Below are 18,161 nucleotides of genomic sequence, written 5' to 3'. Positions count from 1 at the left end.
GCAGAGGGACTAGATTCCCCGGTACTGGAACTCAGGGTCTGCGTGACGGTGTTGCGCGGGCCTGTTGCGATGACGGGTAATGGTCCGATGTCCGATCTGTATTTTCCCCATGCCTTCCCGCGCGGCGTGCGTGTGTCCTCCCCTGCCGAAGGGGGCGGGAGTGTCGCGTCCCCACATGACGGGGCCCTGCCGCGATGGGACCTGCGCGACCTGTATGACAGCCCCGAATCGCCACGTCTGCAGACGGACCTTGAACAGGCGGAAGAAGACGCCCGCGCATTCGCCGATGCGTGGCGTGGGCGTCTGGCGCAGGCCGACGGCGCGGCGGTGGCGTCGGCCATCGTTGAATATCAGCGGATTGACGAGGTGCTGGGCCGGGCCGCGTCCTATGCGCAGTTGCTGTTCGCCGCCAATTCTGCGGATGCGAAGATCGCGCGCTTCAGCCAGTCGGTGAATGAACGGCTGACGGCCATTTCCACGCACCTGCTGTTCTTTACGCTGGAAATGAACCGCATCCCCGATGATGTGATGGCGCGGCAGATGGCCGATCCCGCGCTGGCGCACTGGGCGCCGTTCATCCGCGACCTGCGCGTGTTCCGCCCGTATCAGCTCTCCGACGAGGTTGAATCCGTCCTGCATGAGAAATCCGTCACCGGGGCCGCCGCGTGGAACCGCCTGTTTGACGAGACGATGGCCAGTCTGCGTGTGCCGCTGGCGGGGGAGGAACTGACCCTTGGCGCGGCGCTTGATCGCATGTCCTCGCCCGATCGCATGGCGCGTGCGGATGCGGCCAGGGCGGTGGGGGCGACGTTGCAGGAACGTATCCGCCTGTTTTCGCTGGTGACGAACACGCTGGCGAAGGACAAGGCCATTACCGATACGCTGCGCCATTATCCGCGCCCGACCTCGGCGCGTAACTGTGCGAACATGGTGGAGGACGGTGTCGTCGATGCGCTGGTACAGGCCGTGACCGCGTCCTATCCACGCCTGTCGCACCGCTATTATGCGCTCAAGGCGAAATGGCTGGGGGTGGAAAAGCTTCAGTACTGGGATCGTAACGCCCCGCTGACGACGCAGGATGAACCGCTGATCCCATGGGCGGATGCGACCGCGCAGGTGCTTGGCGCGTATGAAGGGTTCGACCCGCGCATGGGGGAAATCGGCCGCCGGTTCTTTGACAATGCATGGATCGACGCGCCGCCGGTGCCGGGCAAGGCATCCGGCGCGTTCGCGCACCCGACCGTGCCGTCAGCGCATCCCTATCTCCTGCTGAATTATCGCGGGCGCACGCGTGATGTGATGACGCTGGCGCATGAACTGGGTCATGGGGTGCATCAGGTGCTGGCTGGCGCGCAGGGATACCTGATGTCGGGCACGCCGCTGACGCTGGCGGAAACGGCCAGCGTGTTTGGCGAAATGCTGACCTTCCGCGCGCTGCTGGATGCGCAGGCCGATCCCGCGCGCCGTCGCCTGATGCTTGCGGCGAAGGTGGAGGACATGCTCAACACCGTCGTGCGCCATGTTGCGTTCTACCGCTTTGAAACGCTGGTGCATGAGGAGCGGCGCTCAGGCGAACTGCTGCCTGAACGCATTGGCGAAATCTGGCGCGAGACGCAGGCCGAAAGCCTTGGCCCGGCCTTTGAATTCGCGCCCGATTACGATGTTTACTGGACATATGTGCCGCATTTCATCCATTCGCCATTCTATGTCTATGCCTATGCGTTTGGTGACTGTCTTGTGAACGCGCTGTATGATGTCTTTCAGTCCGGGCATCCGGGTTTTCAGGACAAGTATCTGGATATGTTGCGCGCGGGCGGGACAAAACGGCATCGCGAATTGCTGGCGCCGTTCGGGCTGGATGCGGCGGACCCCGGTTTCTGGAACCGGGGGCTGGATGTGATCGCCGGATTTATTGATGAACTGGAGCGTATCTGACGTGGCGGAAGAACGGGATCTCGATAACAGCGGGCTGTTTGGCGAATTTCGCCGCATGGTCCGTACCTCCGGCACGATGGGGGGAATCGCGGCCCGGATTGCCGGGCACAAGATGGGCTTCCGCTCTGACAAGGTGATGCATGCGGGGGATCTGAAGACCGCGCTTGGCGGTCTGAAGGGGCCGCTGATGAAGGGCGCGCAGCTTTTGTCCACCATCCCCGGCGCCCTGCCGGAGGAATATGCAACCGAACTGGCGCAGTTGCAGGCCAATGCCCCGGCGATGGGGTGGAATTTCGTGCGCCGGCGTATGGCCAGTGAACTTGGCCCCAACTGGGAGCGTAATTTCCGCACCTTCGGGCGCGAGGCGTCCGCCGCCGCCAGCCTGGGGCAGGTGCATCACGCGGTGCTGCCCGATGGTCGCGTCGTGGCGTGCAAGCTGCAATATCCTGACATGAAGGCCACGGTCGAATCCGACCTGCGGCAGTTCCGCATGGCGGTTGGCCTGTTTTATCGCATCGACAGCACCATCCAGCAGGATGACGTGCTGGAGGAGCTTGAGGCGCGGCTTTACGAAGAGCTTGATTACACGCGTGAGGCGGCGAACATGCGGCTGTATCGCCTCATGCTGGCGGGATCACCCGATGTGACGGTTCCCGCCCCGATCGAGCCATTATGCACCCAGCGGCTGCTGACGATGCAATGGGTGGACGGGCGCGGCATTCAAAAGGTGCTCGATACCAATCCCGACCAGGAACAGCGCAACATGATGGCGCGTTCGCTGTTTCATGCATGGTATATCCCACTCTATCGTTATGGTGTCATCCATGGCGATCCGCACATGGGCAATTTCACCGTGCGCGACGATTATGGCATCAACCTGCTGGATTTCGGGGCGATCCGCATCTTCCCGCCTTCTTTTGTGCAGGGGATCATCGACCTGTACCGTGCGCTGGAAACCAATGACGAGGAACTGGCCTATCATGCCTATCAGGGCTGGGGCTTTGCCAACATGTCGCGTGAGACGATGCGTGTACTCAATGAATGGGCACGCTTCATCTATGAACCGCTGATGCAGGACCGTGTCCGCGCCATTCAGGAGGATAACGACCCGCAATATGGTCGTGCCGTGGCGGAAAAGGTCTATGCCGGCCTGAAACGCACCGGCGGCGTGCGCCCGCCACGTCCGTTCGTGCTGGTGGACCGTTCGGCCATCGGGCTGGGCAGTGTGTTCCTGCGGCTTCGGGCGCGGCTGAACTGGTATCGCCTGTTCCAGGAAATGATCGAGGATTTCGACAGCGCGAAGCTGGCGCAGCGACAGGCCGCCGTCGTGGCCGAGGCGCGTGTGCCCCCGCCGCTGGGTGATTGAGATGCCGCGTGATTGATGGTGGCCGACTTTAAGGGCGGCTGTCCGATGGCGGCTGTCCGATGGCGATCGTTCGATGGTGATCGTTTGGGGGCGACTGTCCGGGGGCGCGGGTTGAGGGCGGTCGGTTGATGGTGGCGCGGGCGCCGCGATGGGGTGGGGGGCAATATTTTGGCGCCCGCCCTTGCGTCGGGCGTCATTGCCCCCCACTGTCATCACATCATGGCAGCAGCACCGCGCAAGAAAAAACGCATAACCGACCGGGTTGAACCCCCGGTCACGTTCCAGCCCGAACAGCAACCCGCCAAGCCCAAGACCCGGCTGTTCAAGATCAACTCCCCTTATGAACCGGCGGGCGACCAGCCCACGGCGATCAGCGAACTTGTCGCCGGGATCGAGGGGGGGGAGCGCGATCAGGTCCTGCTTGGCGTTACGGGATCTGGCAAGACCTTCACCATGGCCAAGGTGATCGAGGCAACGCAGAAGCCCACCCTTGTCCTTGCGCCGAACAAGACGCTGGCGGCCCAGCTTTATGCGGAGATGAAGGAATTCTTCCCCGATAACGCGGTCGAATATTTCGTCAGCTACTACGATTATTACCAGCCCGAAGCGTATGTCCCACGCTCCGACACCTATATTGAAAAAGACAGCCAGATCAACGAACAGATCGACCGCATGCGCCATGCCGCGACGCAGGCACTGCTGGAACGTAATGACGTCATCATCGTGGCCTCGGTTTCGTGCATTTATGGTATCGGCTCGGTCGAGACCTATTCGCGTATGGTCGTGCGGTTGGAAAGCGGGGGGTCGATTGATCGCGACCAGCTTGTCAAGGCGCTGGTGGAACTGCAGTACCGTCGCAATGATGCGGGGTTCCAGCGAGGCACCTTTCGCGTGCGCGGCGAAAGCGTGGACATCTTTCCCGTCCAGAACGAGGACCGGGCCTGGCGTGTCACCCTGTTTGGCGACGAGATTGACGAGATCATTGAGTTCGATCCCCTGACAGGGGACAAGACCGCCGATCTGCAGGAAATCAGCATCTATGCCAACAGCCATTACGTTACGCCGCGCCCGACGCTCAATCAGGCGGTGACGGGGATCAAGGCGGAACTGCGCACGCAGCTTGAACACCTGACGAAGGAAGGCAAGCTGCTGGAGGCGGAACGGTTGCAGCAGCGCACGACCTTCGATCTGGAAATGATCGAGACGACCGGCGTGTGCAAGGGGATCGAGAATTATTCACGCTACCTGTCAGGTCGCAAGCCGGGGGAGCCGCCACCAACCCTGTTCGAATACCTGCCTGAGGATGCGTTGCTGATCGTGGATGAAAGCCACGTGACCGTGCCGCAGATTGGTGGGATGGAGCGTGGGGACTATGCGCGCAAATCCGTGCTGGCGGAGTTCGGTTTCCGCCTGCCGTCATGCCTTGATAACCGTCCGTTGAAATTCGGGGAATGGGATGCCTTCCGCCCGCAGAGCATCTTCGTCAGCGCGACGCCGGGTCCGTGGGAGATGCAGCGAACGGGCGGGGTGTTCGCCGAACAGGTGATCCGCCCGACGGGCCTGATCGACCCGGTGACGGACATGCGTCCCGTTACCCATCAGGTGGATGACCTGCTGGCGGAATGTCGCAAGGCCATTGGCGAGGGTGGCCGCGTGCTGGTGACGACCCTGACAAAACGCATGGCCGAAGACCTGACCGAATATATGAACGAGGCCGGGATCAAGGTGCGTTACCTGCATTCCGACGTTGATACGCTGGAACGGATCGAGATCATCCGCGACCTGCGCCTTGGGGCGTTTGACGTGCTGATCGGCATCAACCTGCTGCGTGAAGGGCTGGATATCCCCGAATGTTCGCTTGTCGCCATTCTTGATGCGGATAAGGAAGGGTTCCTGCGTTCGCGTACCTCGCTGATCCAGACGATCGGTCGTGCGGCGCGTAACGTGGACGGGCGCGTGCTGCTATATGCGGACAAGATGACCGACAGCCTTGCCTACGCCATCGAGGAAACGGCACGGCGGCGTGAAAAGCAGAGCCTGTGGAACGAGGAACGCGGCATTACACCGCGTTCGGTGCGCAAGCATATCGGCGAGGTCCTGTCCTCTGTCTTCGAGCAGGATTACGTGACCGTGTCCCCCACGCCCGAAGGGGATATCAAGGACATGGTGGGCAAGGACCTGAAAGGGGCGATTGCCGACCTTGAAAAACGCATGCGCACGGCGTCCGCCGATCTGGAATTCGAGACCGCGGCGCGACTGCGTGACGAGATCCGCAGGCTTGAGGCGCTGGAACTGGGGCTTGAGCCCCCACCCGTCGCACAGTCGATGGCCGGGCGCGCGGGCAGCAATGCGCGTGCCGATGCACGACGCAGCCGCACGCCCCAACCGCTGGGGCCGGGTGGGGGTGGGTACGATCCCGACGCCCGGCGTGGCGGTGGGGGACGGCGTAAGGGACGCTGATCCGGGCTGCCTGATCGCGGGCATGGCTTTGCTTATGCGATAAAAACGGGCAGGATCGTTCCGCATGGCAGCATGAGGGGAACGGGGATGATCGAACTGAAGGCGGGCGAGGCGCGTCTGGGTCTCCTGCCCGATGTGGGTGGGGCGATCGCCTATTGGCGGCGCGGCGCCATGTCGTTCCTGCATCCCGTGGCGGACCCGCACCTTGTGGCGCAGCGTGGGCGGGCGGTGGGGGGATATCCCCTCGTGCCATTTTCAAACCGCATCGCCCATGGGCATTTCAGTTTCGAAGGGCAGGAGTACCAGCTTGCGCCTAATTTCATGGGCGAGGACAATGTCCTGCATGGCAATGGCTGGGAACGGCGCTGGCGGCTCGACCTGCTGGCCGATGACAGCGCGACGCTCGAACTCGATCATGAACCACCCGGCGATCCGGTCACGCAATGGCCGTTCGCCTATCGCGCGCTGCTGCGTTTTGACCTGCGTGAAGGTGGCCTGTCGATCGGCATGATGATCGAAAACACCGATACGCGCGACCAGCCGGTGGGCCTTGGCTTTCATCCTTATTTCCCACGCCATAACGGGGTGCGGCTGGGTTTTTCGGCGCAGTCCGTGTGGACCAGCGACGACCGCAACCTGCCTTCTTTGCGTGTTCCGGCGCAGGGCGACTGGTCGTTTGAGAAGATGCGTGACGTGGGGGATTGCGCGATCGACAACTGCTATGCCGGATGGACGCGCAGCGCGTTCCTGCGCTGGCCCTGGCTGGGCCTGTCCCTGACGCTGGAGGCAAGCGACATCTTCGGCCACCTTGTCCTTTTTACCCCGCCGGGTCAGCCCTTCATCGCGGTTGAACCTGCCTCCAACATGAATGATGCCTTCAACCGCCATGGCGTTGCCGATTGCGGGATGCATGTCCTGCGCCCCGGGGAGAAGCTGGAAGGGCATGTCCGCATGACCGTTGCTACATGCTGACGCGTGCATCGGCTGACGCGGCGCGTGGGGGGGAGCTTGCGCGCTATATCTCGCCTAAGGGGATGGAGGTGCTGCGCCATGAACTCAATACCCTTTTGCGTGACGAACGGCCCCGTATCGTGGAAATCGTGTCGTGGGCGGCGGGCAATGGCGACCGGTCCGAAAATGGGGATTACCTGTATGGCAAGAAGCGCCTGAGGGAGATCGACCGCCGGGTGCGTTTCCTGACGAAGCGTATTGAAAAGGCGATCATCGTGGACCCCGCGCAGCAGCCGCGGCGTGGGCAGGTCTTTTTCGGTGCGACCGTCACCTATGCCACCGAACGTGACGAAACGCGTGTCGTCACCATCATGGGGGTGGACGAAGCCGATACGGTGCGCGGTGAAATCAGCCTGATTTCCCCCGTTGCGCGGGCGTTGATGCGTGCGCGGGTGGGGGATGAGGTACGGTTGATGACGCCGCGTGGCGATGAAATGCTGGAGGTCATGGCCATTTCCTATCCGCCCGCCACGGGGATGGGGGCATGAAAAAAGGGCCGCTGGCGCTGGTTGTGCCGCTGCTTACACATTATGACGTTTTTCAAGAACGTTGTTTCGTATTATTACACGGCCGGAGTATCCGCCCCGTGTCCCGTCCGGAGGTCCAGCAATGTCGCGCCCATTGAAGATAGGGGTCCAGATGGACCCGCTTGGTGCCATCGATATCAAGGGTGATTCGACCTTCGCGCTGATGCTGGAGGCCGAGGCCCGGGGTTATGAGCTTTATGTCTATCAGGTCGAGACCATGACCCTGAGCGAGGGGCGCATCTCCCCGCGGGGCGCGCGTCTCGAACGTCTTGCCGCACGGGCACGGCGCGTGCATGTGCAGCGCGTCGCGGGCGCGCATGCCACCTATGGCGAGGAACATGTCCTCGACCTTGGGGGGATGGATGTGATCCTGATGCGTCAGGACCCGCCCTTTGACATGGCCTATATCACCGCCACCCATATGCTTGAACATATCCATGGTGTCGGGCCGGGGCGCGCGCTGGTGGTCAATGATCCCGCATCGGTGCGCAACGCCCCGGAAAAACTGCTGGTCACGCATTATCCCGACCTGATGCCCCCCACTCTGGTGACATGGGATGTGCGCGCCATCCGCGATTTCCGTGCGCGGTGGCGCGATATCATCGTAAAGCCGCTGTTCGGGAATGGTGGCGCCGGGGTGTTTCGCATCCGCGAGGACGACCCCAACCTCAATTCCCTGCTGGAGATGCATTTCGCCCGCTCGCGCGAACCGCTGATGATCCAGCGTTATGAACCGGCGGTAAGGCAGGGCGACAAGCGTATCATCCTGGCGGACGGACAGCCGATCGGCGCGATTGACCGTGTTCCCGCCGAAGGGGAGGCGCGTTCGAACATGCATGTCGGCGGCAGGGCGGTGAAAGCCACCCTGACACCACGCGACCATGAGATCTGCGCGGCGATTGGTCCGCTGTTGCGTGAACAGGGACTGATTTTCGTCGGGATTGATGTGATTGGCGAATGGTTGACGGAAATCAATGTGACCTCGCCCACGGGATTGCAGGAAATCGACCGTTTTGATGGCGTCAATACGGCGTCCATGCTGTGGGACTGCATTCTTGCCCGTCTTGACGGTCAGGGCTGACGGGCTGACGGGACAGGGGGAATGCGGATGGGGCCGTATCGGCTGGCGTATGAAAATGCTATGCCGTTGCGCGCCATCGCCGTGACGTATGCCATCTGGCGTAATTGCACAGGGAATATTCCGGGCGGTGTCCCGGAATACATAATGGGAATCTAATGCAGCAGAACGGGACAGGTTTGATTATGCCAGACGCGCAACGGCAGGGCCGGACCCTGAAGACGGTTTGCATCAAAGGGGCAGGTACCATCTGATGAGTGACGTTCTGCGTGATGCCACCACCGAAAAGGTGGTCGAGATTCCCTCTCCGCGTTCCGCCCTTGATGCCGATGCGGTCAAGGTGGCCTATCGCCGGTGGGCTGCGGTGTATGATGCCCTGTTCGGTGGTGTGTCGGCCCTGGCGCGCAAGCGTGCGGTGGAGGCGGTGAACGCCCTGCCCGGTCAGAAGGTGCTGGAGGTCGGGGTCGGCACCGGCCTTGCGCTGCCATATTACCGCCGGGACAAGCAGATAACCGGCATCGACCTGTCGGAGGATATGCTTGAACGTGCGCGTGGGCGTGTGAGCAAGCTGCACCTGTCGAATGTCAATGCGCTGCTGGAAATGGATGCGGAGGAGACGAAATTCCCCGATGCATCGTTCGATATCGCTGTGGCGATGTTCGTTGCCTCTGTCGTGCCGCATCCGCGTCGCCTGCTGAGTGAGCTCAAGCGCGTCGTCAAGCCGGGTGGGCATATCCTGTTCGTCAACCATTTCCTGGCCACCGGTGGCGTCCGCCTTGCGGTGGAACGTGGGATGGCGCGGGCTTCGCGTTCGCTGGGGTGGCACCCGGACTTTGCGATTGAAGGACTGCTTCCCCCTGAGGATCTGGCGCGTGCGGTCATCCGGCCGGTTCCGCCTGCGGGGCTGTTCACGCTTGTCACGCTCGACCGTCTGGATGACGCCAGCGAATCCCTGGTGGCCTGATGCCGCCAATCCGGGCATGTCCATGCGCAGCCCTGTCCTGACGACAGGGCTGTAATGACATTCTCGCGACTGACATGGCCCCTCACGGGGTCGTTTTTACAGATATGTCGGGATATATTGCCGCCAGCAATGCTATGTCAGGACTGTGGCGCAATCCCCGCGTCACAAGGGGAGTAGATACATATGCCGACAATCGGTCAGGATCGGATCGATGGCGCAGGCGCCGGTTTGCCCATGGGGGACGCCGGGTCGCGGGCGGGTTCGGGCGGTCATCGCAATGTCGGAACCCTGTATCTGTCCCTGGCGGTTGTGGCGGGGATCGTGGGTGGCATGCTTGCCGTCGCGTTGCAGGCCGGATTGCTGCCGCATGGCGTGCTGGCGCGCTGGGGTGGTGGTGACGCTGCGGGGATGTGGGAACGCATTGCCACGCGCCATGGCATGATGATGGTCTTTTTCTGCGCCCTGCCTGCCCTGTTCGGTGGATTTGGCAATTGGTTCGTGCCCTTGCTGACCGGGGCGCGGGACATGGCGTTTCCCCGCCTCAATACCCTTTGCTGGCTTGCCGTTGCGGGCAGTTTTGTCCTGGCGCTGCTTGGCCTGTCCGTCGTGACTGCGCCCGCCATGTCCATCGCAGCGCTGCTGTTGTGGTGCGTGGGCATGCTGGGGGCTGCCATCAATATGGTTGCCTCCGTCCTGAACATGCGCGCGCCGGACATGCGATTGCGTGACATGCCGGTATTCGTGTGGGCGCAGGTGCTGACGGCGATGATGCTGGTGATGGTGGTGCCGGTACTGGCGGGTGCGCTGACGCGCATTGTGCTGGATGGTGGCGACGTGTTCGCGCATCTGGATACCGTGCTGCGTGCCTTTGCCGGACCGGAAATGGCGCTGCTCCTGCTGCCGTCCATCGGGATCGTCAGTCAGGTGATGGAAACATTCTGTGGTGTGCCCCTGCTTGGGCGCATGCAGGTCATCGCAGCCCTGGTGGTCATGTCCGTGGGTGGGGGCGCCGTCTGGACGCATGATCTGTTCAACGGGGGGCTGGGCACATCGGATGGCTATCATGCCGCCGCGGAACTTCTGGTGATCCTTGCACCGGTTGTGATGGTCCTTGGGGCATGGGGGGCAACCGCGTTGACGGGGCATGTACGTCCCAGCCTGCCGATGGGGTGGGCCGTAGGCTGCGCTGTGCTGCTGGTTGCGGGGGGCGTGATGTCGCTGCTGCCCGGTGGTATGGGTGATGTGCATGCGGCCACCGTATTCGCCGCCGTGTTCGCAACCTTTGCCGGTTTCTATTACTGGGTGGGCAAGATGAGTGGCCGTGTCGTCCCGCGCATGGCCGGGCTGGTGCATCTTGTCCTGACGGTGACGGGCACCGCCATGTCGTTGTCTGTGCATCAGGGTGCGCCCGCCATTGCCGGGGCGGTTCTGATGGGGGCGTCCATCCTTGTCTTCGCCGGGGTGGTCGTTGTGACCTGCATGCGCGGACGTGGGCATATCGCCGCCAATTACTGGGGCATGGGCGCGCGGACGCTGGAATGGACGCTGCCGTCGCCTGTGGGCATGGATCGGGGGAACCGGGCATGAGTGGCTCTGTCGCATCGGCGGAAGGAAATGCCGCCTATCCGGTTGCGGTCGTGGGGACGCAGGCACGTGACTGGTTCGTATTGCTCAAACCCCGTGTCATTTCCCTGGTGGTCTTTACCGGGGCTGCGGGGCTGGCCATGGCGCCGGGGCACCTGAACCCCATTATCTCAGCCATCAGCATCCTGTGCATCTGCATGGCATCCGGGGCGGCCGGTGCGATTAATATGTGGTACGATCGCGATATCGACGCGGTCATGAAACGCACGGCCACACGGCCCATTCCCGATGGCCGCATGCGCCCGGACGAGGTCCTTGGCTTTGGCATTGGCCTGTCGGTGGCGTCGGTCATCCTGATGTGGCTGGCGACGAATGCACTGGCTGCTGGTATCCTTGCGTTCTCGATCTTCTTTTATGCCGTCGTCTATACGATGTGGCTGAAACGTTCCACGCCACAGAATATCGTCATTGGTGGCGCGGCCGGGGCATTCCCGCCCATGATCGGCTGGGCCGCTGCGACGGGGTCGCTGACGGTGCTGCCGATTGTCATGTTCGGCATCATCTTCTTGTGGACGCCGCCGCATTTCTGGTCGCTGTCGCTATATGCATGCAAGGATTACGGGCGGGCCGGCATTCCGATGCTGCCGGTTGTAAAGGGCGCGCGGCATACGCGCTGGCAGATCCTGTGGTACACGATCATCCTTATGGCGGTGACGCTTGTGCCATCGGCGATGCATCTTGCGGGATGGCTTTATACCGTTACGGCCACTGTTCTTGGGGCGGGGTTCATCTATCGCGCCATTGGCGTCCTGCGTGATCGGCAGGATGCACAGGGGGTAAGCGAGAGCGGTGATCTGCCCGCGCGTAAGGCATTCCGGTATTCGCTGGCTTATCTGTTCCTGCTGTTTTGCGGTATGCTGGCGGATCATTTCCTCATCATGCACTGATGCCGGTCATGCGGTTGTCGTGCCGCCTGCTCTCTGACAAGGGATATTGCAATGTCATCGGATAATGCCCCAGTGGTACGGACCCCGGCCGAGGAATATGCCCGTCGGCATAAGGGCCGTATCTATGGCGTAGCCCTGACGCTTGGGGCGCTGGCCATGATCCTGTATGTCCTGAGCATCGTCAGGATCTGAGAAGCTGTTTGAAAAGTCAGACTCAATAACATCCTGAAATCATAAAGGTTTTTGGTGAAGCTTTTTCCAGAAGGCTTCAGAAGACGCTACCTTTTTCGATCAAAAGGCGGCACCCGAAAACTTTTCCTGTTTTTTATCAATGATTTGTTTTCAAACACTCTCTGAACGGATCAGGGATTGTCCACTGAAGAATAAAAGTTTTTTGTGAGGCGTTTTTGAACGCCTCCCGCCGGCATGATATTCTCAAAAAACAAGATAACGCCTGCAACCTTTTCCCATTTATTATCAATGGGTGGCTTTCAGGCAGGGTCTGTCTTTGGGAAGCTGTTGCATCAGGCTCATCAAAGATTTTTATACTTCAATATGTGCTGGTCCCGCTTGTCCAAAGACGCGCTGGCAGCCTTTGGTGAGATGTTTTTCCCAGTTGGCCAGTGGGTGGGAATGACACCTGTTTCTTCTGGCGATGTGTGGACCCTGCTCCGCCGTTCATATCTGTCCCTTCGCAGGGCATGACATAAAAAAGGGTGACCCGGACCATCTGTCCCGGACCACCCTTCTGTCATGTTGCGTGGGAACGTAAGGTTAACGGGCCACCTGCTGGATGGCGGAGACAAGCCACGTCCCGCCACGCGAACTCCGTTCGAATGTCCACAGTTCGGTCACGACGGTGCGTTCGGTCGAACTGCCGTCAATGACGTGGCCCGTCATGTCGGTGGTCATGTCAATCAGGGAATACCGCATGGCCACAGTGGCGTAATCCATGCCATTTTCCTGCCAGCTTTCCGTCAGGTCGCCATTTTCAAAGCGGACGTCCGACACAACATTGCGCGCGCCACGGCTGGCGAGGTCGGTAAGCTGGTGGCTGAAGTAACTGACCATCTCTGGCGTGGCCATGTGTTGCAGGGCGCCAAGATTCTGCTGGCTCCATGCGGTCTGCACATTGACCAACGCCTGCTGGAAGGCCTGGTAATCCGCGGCTGTCAGCGCGACCTGTGGTGCAGGTGCATTGTTCATCGGTTGCGCGGCGGATGACACGTTGCCCCCTCTCAGCCCCGGCAGGCCGGAGGGCATGCCCCCCTGTCCCGTAAAGCGGCGGATCAGCCACCGTACCACGAAGAAGACAAGCAGGAGCTGGATCAGCAGGCCAAGGATGCCGCTGCCGCCCATGCCACCGCCGCCGAACATACCATGCCCGAAGACCATGCCGAACAGGCCCGCGCCAAGCAGCCCCCCGGCAAAGCCGCTGAGGAAGGGGTGGCGGGGACGTCCCATCATGGCGGCCGCACCTGCGCCATACGGCATGCGTGTCGCCATCCCATAGGGAGCCGACGGGCTGCTGCGTGGCGTCATGGTCTGCTGGAACGGGGTTGCGCCATAGGGCGCCGTGGCCGTGCGGGGCGGCGCGCTATAGGTACGCGACCCCCGGCTGCCCATCGACATGCCACCCCCGGCACGCGCATCGGCGGCCACCGGGTGAACAATCAGGGGCAGGGCTGCAAGGGCGGCGCTCAGGCTCAGGATGATGCGTTTACGTGGCATCTGTCGCGAAAGGGTCTGTTTCATCTGCGTCAGGGTATCTTGTATCCTGCGTTAAGGCGATCCCGACGACTGCCGACAGGATCGTTGCCTCTTACGATATGGGTATTTATCCGTCGATAAACAGGGGGCGACGGGCATTGGACATTGTTTGATAAAATGACTTTTATAATGCCCTGATTTTCAAAGGTTTTTTAAACCCTCAAGGGAAAGCCCGACAAGACGCTGTCCTGCCGGGTAAAAGGCAACGCCCGAAAACCTTTGCGATGTCTTATGAGAGTGTTTGAAAACAACTCATTGATAAAAAATAAGAAAAGTTTTTGGGTGCTGCCTTTCGATCGAAAAAGGCGGCGTCTTTCGAAGCTTTTTAGAAAAAGCTTCACCAAAAACCTTTATAATTTCAGTCTTTTATCAACAGGGTGTTTCAAACAGTTTTATGCCGTGGCGCCTGTCGTCGAATTCATGCCCCTGCAATCATCATGTCATCAATCCGCACGGTTGGCGCATTGGTGGTGCGGCGGAAATCAAGGTCATTGGCAACCTGCATGCGGGCAAACATGTCCACAAGGTTGCCCGCAACCGTCAGTTCCGCCACAGGTTCAGCAAGTTGCCCGTTGCGGATCATGAAGCCCGAGGCCCCACGGCTGTAATCACCGGTAATGCCATTGATGGCAGAACCCATCAGTTCGGTGATGTAGATACCTTCGCCGATGTCCGCCATCAGATCATGTGGCGTGACCCGTCCGGGCTGTATATGCATGTTCCCCAGCGAGGGGGAAGGCGGTGAGGATGCCCCCCGGCCCGCACAGCCGTTGGAGGTCAGCCCCAGTTGCCGCGCACTGCGGGCGTCAAGTGCCCATGTCTGCAAGACACCATTTTCGACGATCGTCAGGGGCTTTGTCCTGACGCCTTCTCCGTCGAACGGATGTGCGCCCAGCCCCCGGATACGCAGGGGATCGTCGATAATGGTGATGTCTGTCCCCATGATCTGCTGTCCCATCCGGTCCTTCAGGAACGAAGTGCCGCGCGCGATGGCGATACCATTCACCGCGCCCGACAGATGGCCCAGCAGGCTGGTGGAGATGCGCGGGTCCAGCACGATGGGCATCCGCCCGGTGCGCGGTCGTACGGGGTTGAGGCGGGCGACCGCGCGTTCACCCGCATGCCGCCCGATTGTGGCCGCATCCTCAAGGTCCGACAGGTGTACCGCCGAATGATAGTCATAATCACGCTGCATCCCCGTTCCCTGTCCCGCCACCACACTGGCGGAGATGGAATGGCTGCTGCGTGAGTATCCGCCCGAAAACCCGGCCGAGGTCATCATGACGATGTCCATACGGCCCGCGCTGGCGGAGGCGCCGTTGGTGTTGCTGACACCCGTAATGGCAAGGGCTGCGGCCTCGGCCGTGCGGGCGCGTTCGATCAGGGCGGTGGTGGGTGGTTCCGTCATGTCCAGAAGGTCAAGGCCCGCCGCATCGACATGGCCATGCACCGCCTGGTCGCACAACCCGGCAAAGCGATCTTCCGGCACGACGCGTGCCATCGCCAGCGCCTGTGCCACCAGGGGGTCGAAACGGGCGGGATCAAGGCTGGTGGCCGACACGATGGCCGATCGCTGCCCTACGAATACGCGCAGGCCGAGGTCACATGTCTCGGAGCGTTCAAGGTCTTCCGCCTTGCCGTTACGCACCTGCGCCCCGTGGGCGATCCGGGTCATGTAAACCGCGTCGGCCGCATCGGCGCCAGCGGCGCGCGCCGTGTCAAGCAGGGTTGCAATCAGGTCAAGCGGTTCCGGTGTCATCGTGCAAGGATCTCCGCAACAGTGGCGACAGGGGGCATGTGCCTGACCGGGCCAAGTGATGTCAGCGTGGGCGTACCGTGAAAGACCCGGGCCGCCACGCGCTGGACATCGGCGATGGTGACGGCGTCGATACGCTGCACCGTTTCATGGATCGGCACCAGACGGTCAAAGATCTGCAACTGCCGTGCAAGCTGTTCGCAGCGGCTGCCGGTGCTTTCCAGTGACATCAGCAATGATGATTTCAGTTGCGCGCGGGCACGGTCAAGTTCGTTCTGCGCGACCTGTCCCTGTACCTTGCGCAGTTCCTCCAGCGTGACGGGAATCAGGTCCGCCACCTGGGATTCGCCGGTGCCTGCGTAAATCCCGAACAGCCCACCCTGACGGAAGGGGGCGTTGAAGGAATAGACCGAATAGACCAGGCCACGCTTTTCACGGATTTCCTGGAACAGGCGCGATGACATGCCCCCACCAAGCAGCGTGGACAGCAGCAGGGTCGGGTAATAATCCGGATCGCCATAGCCGACAGAGGGAAAGCCGAGCACGATATGTGCCTGGTCCAGTTCACGCCGCTGTGCGAATTCGCCACCGACATAGGTCACGCCCGGACATGGCGGGATGTCTGTCTGCGGCAGGTCGCGGAAATGCTTTTCCACCATTTCCACAACGGCATCGTGATGCAGGTTGCCCGCCGCCGCGATGATGGTGTTGCGTGCGGTATAGTGCGTGCGCATATAGGTCATCAGCGTTTCGCGCGTCATTTCGCGAATGCCGCCTTCGGTGCCCAGCGTGGGACGGCCCATGGGCTGGTTGGGGAAGGCGGTTTCCTGGAAATGGTCGAACACGATGTCATCGGGCGTGTCGTTGGCCTGCCCGATTTCCTGCAAGATCACGCCACGTTCGCGTTCCAGTTCGTCAGGGGCAAAGCTGCTGTGTGTCAGGATGTCGCCGATGATGTCCACACCAAGCGGCAGGTCTTCCTTCAGCAGCTTGACGTAATAGGCGGTGTGTTCGCGCGCGGTATAGGCGTTGATATGGCCGCCGACATTCTCGATCTCTTCCGCGATGCCTGCCGCCGTGCGTGTCGCCGTGCCTTTGAACGCCATATGTTCGAGGAAGTGGGACACCCCGTTCTCGCGCGCGTCCTCGTGACAGGTGCCAGCGGCGACATACGCCCCGAAGGAGGCGGTTTCAACACGCTCCATCCGTTCGGTGACAACGGTCAGCCCGGAAGGCAGGCGGGTAACATTGATGAGGTCAGTCATTCGGATCCTGAAGGCCCGGCCGGGATCACTGAGCGGCAGGGCCATAGTTTGAGAAATCAGGGAAGAGGCAGGAGGCGCCAGCCGCGTCAGCTATTTTTCAGGACTGCGGCGCGGACCTTGTCCTCAATGGTTACAAGGTCCGCAGGCACCACCTCGTAACGCTCCGGCCGGTCGAACAGGTCCGCCAACGCATCCGGCAGGGCCGGGCGGATGCCGATCGCCTTTTCCATTGCGTCGGGGAATTTGGCGGGATGGGCGGTCGCCATCGCCACCATGGGGATTCCCGGTTCGCGAAAGGCGCGTCCGGCGGCAATGCCGATGGCGGTGTGCGGGTCGGCCATATACTGGCTTTGCGCATACAGGCGGCGGATTTCGGCCACCGTCGCATCGTCATCAAGCGCCATGCCATGGAACAGCGCATTGGCCTTGTCCCATACCGGCGTGGGCACATGCATGCGCCCGGTCTTGCGGAATTCCGTCACGATGCGCGCGCATGTGCTGGCGTCGCGGTCGAGCAGTTCGAACAGGAGGCGTTCGAAATTCGACGAGACCTGGATATCCATCGACGGTGACAGGCTGGGTACCACGCCATGGATGGACATGTCGTTTTCGTTGAGGAAGCGCGACAGGATGTCGTTGCGGTTCGAGCCCACACACAGCGCGCGGATGGGAAGGCCCATCTGGCGCGCGACCCACGCGGCCAGCACGTTGCCGAAATTGCCGGTGGGCACGGCGAACGCCACCTCCCGGTCCGGTGCGCCAAGTGCAAGCGCGGAATAGACGTAATAGGGCACCTGGGCGGCGATTCGTGCCCAGTTGATGGAATTGACCGCCGACAGGTGCATGTCGGTGCGGAACGTGGTGTCGGCGAACATCGCCTTGACCATGTCCTGGCAATCGTCAAACGTGCCCTGTACCGCAAGGTTGGTGACGTTGGGCTCCAGCACCGTTGTCATCTGGCGGCGCTGCACGTCGGATGTGCGCCCTTCGGGGTGCAGGATCACCACACGCAGGCGTTCGCGCCCGCGACATGCCGCAATCGCGGCAGACCCTGTATCGCCCGACGTGGCCCCCACGATCGTCACATGTTCATTGCGCTGCGTCAGGACATGGTCGAACAGGCGGCCCAGCAACTGCATCGCCATGTCCTTGAACGCCAGCGTCGGGCCATGGAACAGTTCCTGCACGAACAGCCCGTCTTCCACCTGCGTCAACGGCACGATGGCGGCATGGTCGAAATGGGCATAGGCATCGCGGCACAGTTGCCCCAGCACGTCCGGCGGGATCGACCCGGCGGTGAATGGCGCCATCACGCGCGCGGCAAGTTCGGGGTAGGGCAGGCCACGCAGGTCCCGCCATTGCCGGGGGGAGAATTCCGGCCAGCTTTCCGGCAGGTAAAGTCCACCGTCTTCGGCCAGACCAGCCAGGAGCACGGACGAGAAATCGCGGACAGGGGCTTGTCCCCGGGTAGAAATATAGCGCATGGGTCCGATCATAA

Annotated in this window: 13 protein-coding genes; 9 read left to right on the top strand and 4 right to left on the bottom strand. The window is 61.5% G+C overall.

What is annotated here, in order from left to right:
• Nucleotides 1–87: 87 nt before the first annotated feature.
• The 9 genes from IFJ82_RS12375 to cyoE all read left to right on the top strand — a co-directional run bounded on the left by IFJ82_RS12375 (nucleotide 88) and on the right by cyoE (nucleotide 11,872).
• Entirely contained in the window at nucleotides 88–1,935 is a 1,848-nt protein-coding gene (locus IFJ82_RS12375) for a M3 family oligoendopeptidase (RefSeq protein WP_192266531.1), read from the top strand.
• Nucleotides 1,916–3,301, top strand: a complete 1,386-nt coding sequence (locus IFJ82_RS12370; RefSeq protein WP_040510482.1) for an ABC1 kinase family protein — start codon at nucleotides 1,916–1,918, stop codon at nucleotides 3,299–3,301. Before IFJ82_RS12375 ends, IFJ82_RS12370 begins: the two co-directional genes overlap by 20 nt.
• A gap of 219 nt (nucleotides 3,302–3,520) precedes the next feature.
• Entirely contained in the window at nucleotides 3,521–5,761 is a 2,241-nt protein-coding gene (gene uvrB, locus IFJ82_RS12365; protein WP_040510484.1) for an excinuclease ABC subunit UvrB, read from the top strand.
• An 87-nt stretch (nucleotides 5,762–5,848) separates the two neighbouring features.
• Nucleotides 5,849–6,733 (top strand): aldose 1-epimerase, encoded by an 885-nt coding sequence (locus IFJ82_RS12360; RefSeq protein WP_192264790.1) that lies wholly within the window; start codon nucleotides 5,849–5,851, stop codon nucleotides 6,731–6,733.
• Nucleotides 6,727–7,260 (top strand): transcription elongation factor GreB, encoded by a 534-nt coding sequence (gene greB, locus IFJ82_RS12355; RefSeq protein ID WP_003618139.1) that lies wholly within the window; start codon nucleotides 6,727–6,729, stop codon nucleotides 7,258–7,260. Before IFJ82_RS12360 ends, greB begins: the two co-directional genes overlap by 7 nt.
• A gap of 121 nt (nucleotides 7,261–7,381) precedes the next feature.
• Nucleotides 7,382–8,380 (top strand): glutathione synthase, encoded by a 999-nt coding sequence (gene gshB / locus IFJ82_RS12350; protein WP_192264788.1) that lies wholly within the window; start codon nucleotides 7,382–7,384, stop codon nucleotides 8,378–8,380.
• 250 nt (nucleotides 8,381–8,630) lie between these two features.
• Nucleotides 8,631–9,341 carry a class I SAM-dependent methyltransferase gene (locus IFJ82_RS12345; RefSeq protein WP_003618143.1) on the top strand — a complete coding sequence of 237 codons (711 nt, stop codon included), beginning with the start codon at nucleotides 8,631–8,633 and terminating at the stop codon, nucleotides 9,339–9,341.
• Nucleotides 9,342–9,524: 183 nt separating this feature from the next.
• Entirely contained in the window at nucleotides 9,525–10,928 is a 1,404-nt protein-coding gene (locus tag IFJ82_RS12340; protein ID WP_175575081.1) for a cbb3-type cytochrome c oxidase subunit I, read from the top strand.
• The gene (cyoE, locus tag IFJ82_RS12335) at nucleotides 10,925–11,872 is read left to right on the top strand and encodes a heme o synthase (protein WP_075595044.1); all 948 of its coding nucleotides are present in this window, start codon (nucleotides 10,925–10,927) and stop codon (nucleotides 11,870–11,872) included. The genes IFJ82_RS12340 and cyoE overlap by 4 nt, the downstream gene beginning before the upstream one ends.
• Nucleotides 11,873–12,646: 774 nt before the next feature.
• Here cyoE and IFJ82_RS12330 read toward each other — a convergent pair.
• From IFJ82_RS12330 to thrC, 4 genes are all read right to left on the bottom strand, one after another.
• On the bottom strand, nucleotides 12,647–13,627 hold the full coding sequence (locus tag IFJ82_RS12330; RefSeq protein WP_192264786.1) for a Tim44 domain-containing protein: 981 nt from the start codon (nucleotides 13,625–13,627) through the stop codon (nucleotides 12,647–12,649).
• A gap of 433 nt (nucleotides 13,628–14,060) precedes the next feature.
• Nucleotides 14,061–15,401: a TldD/PmbA family protein gene (locus tag IFJ82_RS12325; protein WP_192264784.1), complete on the bottom strand. Its 1,341-nt coding sequence runs from the start codon at nucleotides 15,399–15,401 to the stop codon at nucleotides 14,061–14,063.
• Nucleotides 15,398–16,663, bottom strand: a complete 1,266-nt coding sequence (locus IFJ82_RS12320) for a M16 family metallopeptidase (RefSeq protein WP_062809822.1) — start codon at nucleotides 16,661–16,663, stop codon at nucleotides 15,398–15,400. Before IFJ82_RS12320 ends, IFJ82_RS12325 begins: the two co-directional genes overlap by 4 nt.
• 86 nt (nucleotides 16,664–16,749) lie before the next feature.
• The gene (thrC, locus tag IFJ82_RS12315; RefSeq protein WP_192266530.1) at nucleotides 16,750–18,147 is read right to left on the bottom strand and encodes a threonine synthase; all 1,398 of its coding nucleotides are present in this window, start codon (nucleotides 18,145–18,147) and stop codon (nucleotides 16,750–16,752) included.
• Nucleotides 18,148–18,161: the final 14 nt, after the last annotated feature.

Origin of the sequence: Novacetimonas hansenii, assembly GCF_014843995.1 — a bacterium.
Classification (GTDB): domain Bacteria; phylum Pseudomonadota; class Alphaproteobacteria; order Acetobacterales; family Acetobacteraceae; genus Novacetimonas; species Novacetimonas hansenii.
This window is presented reverse-complemented; position numbering and strand designations above follow the sequence as displayed.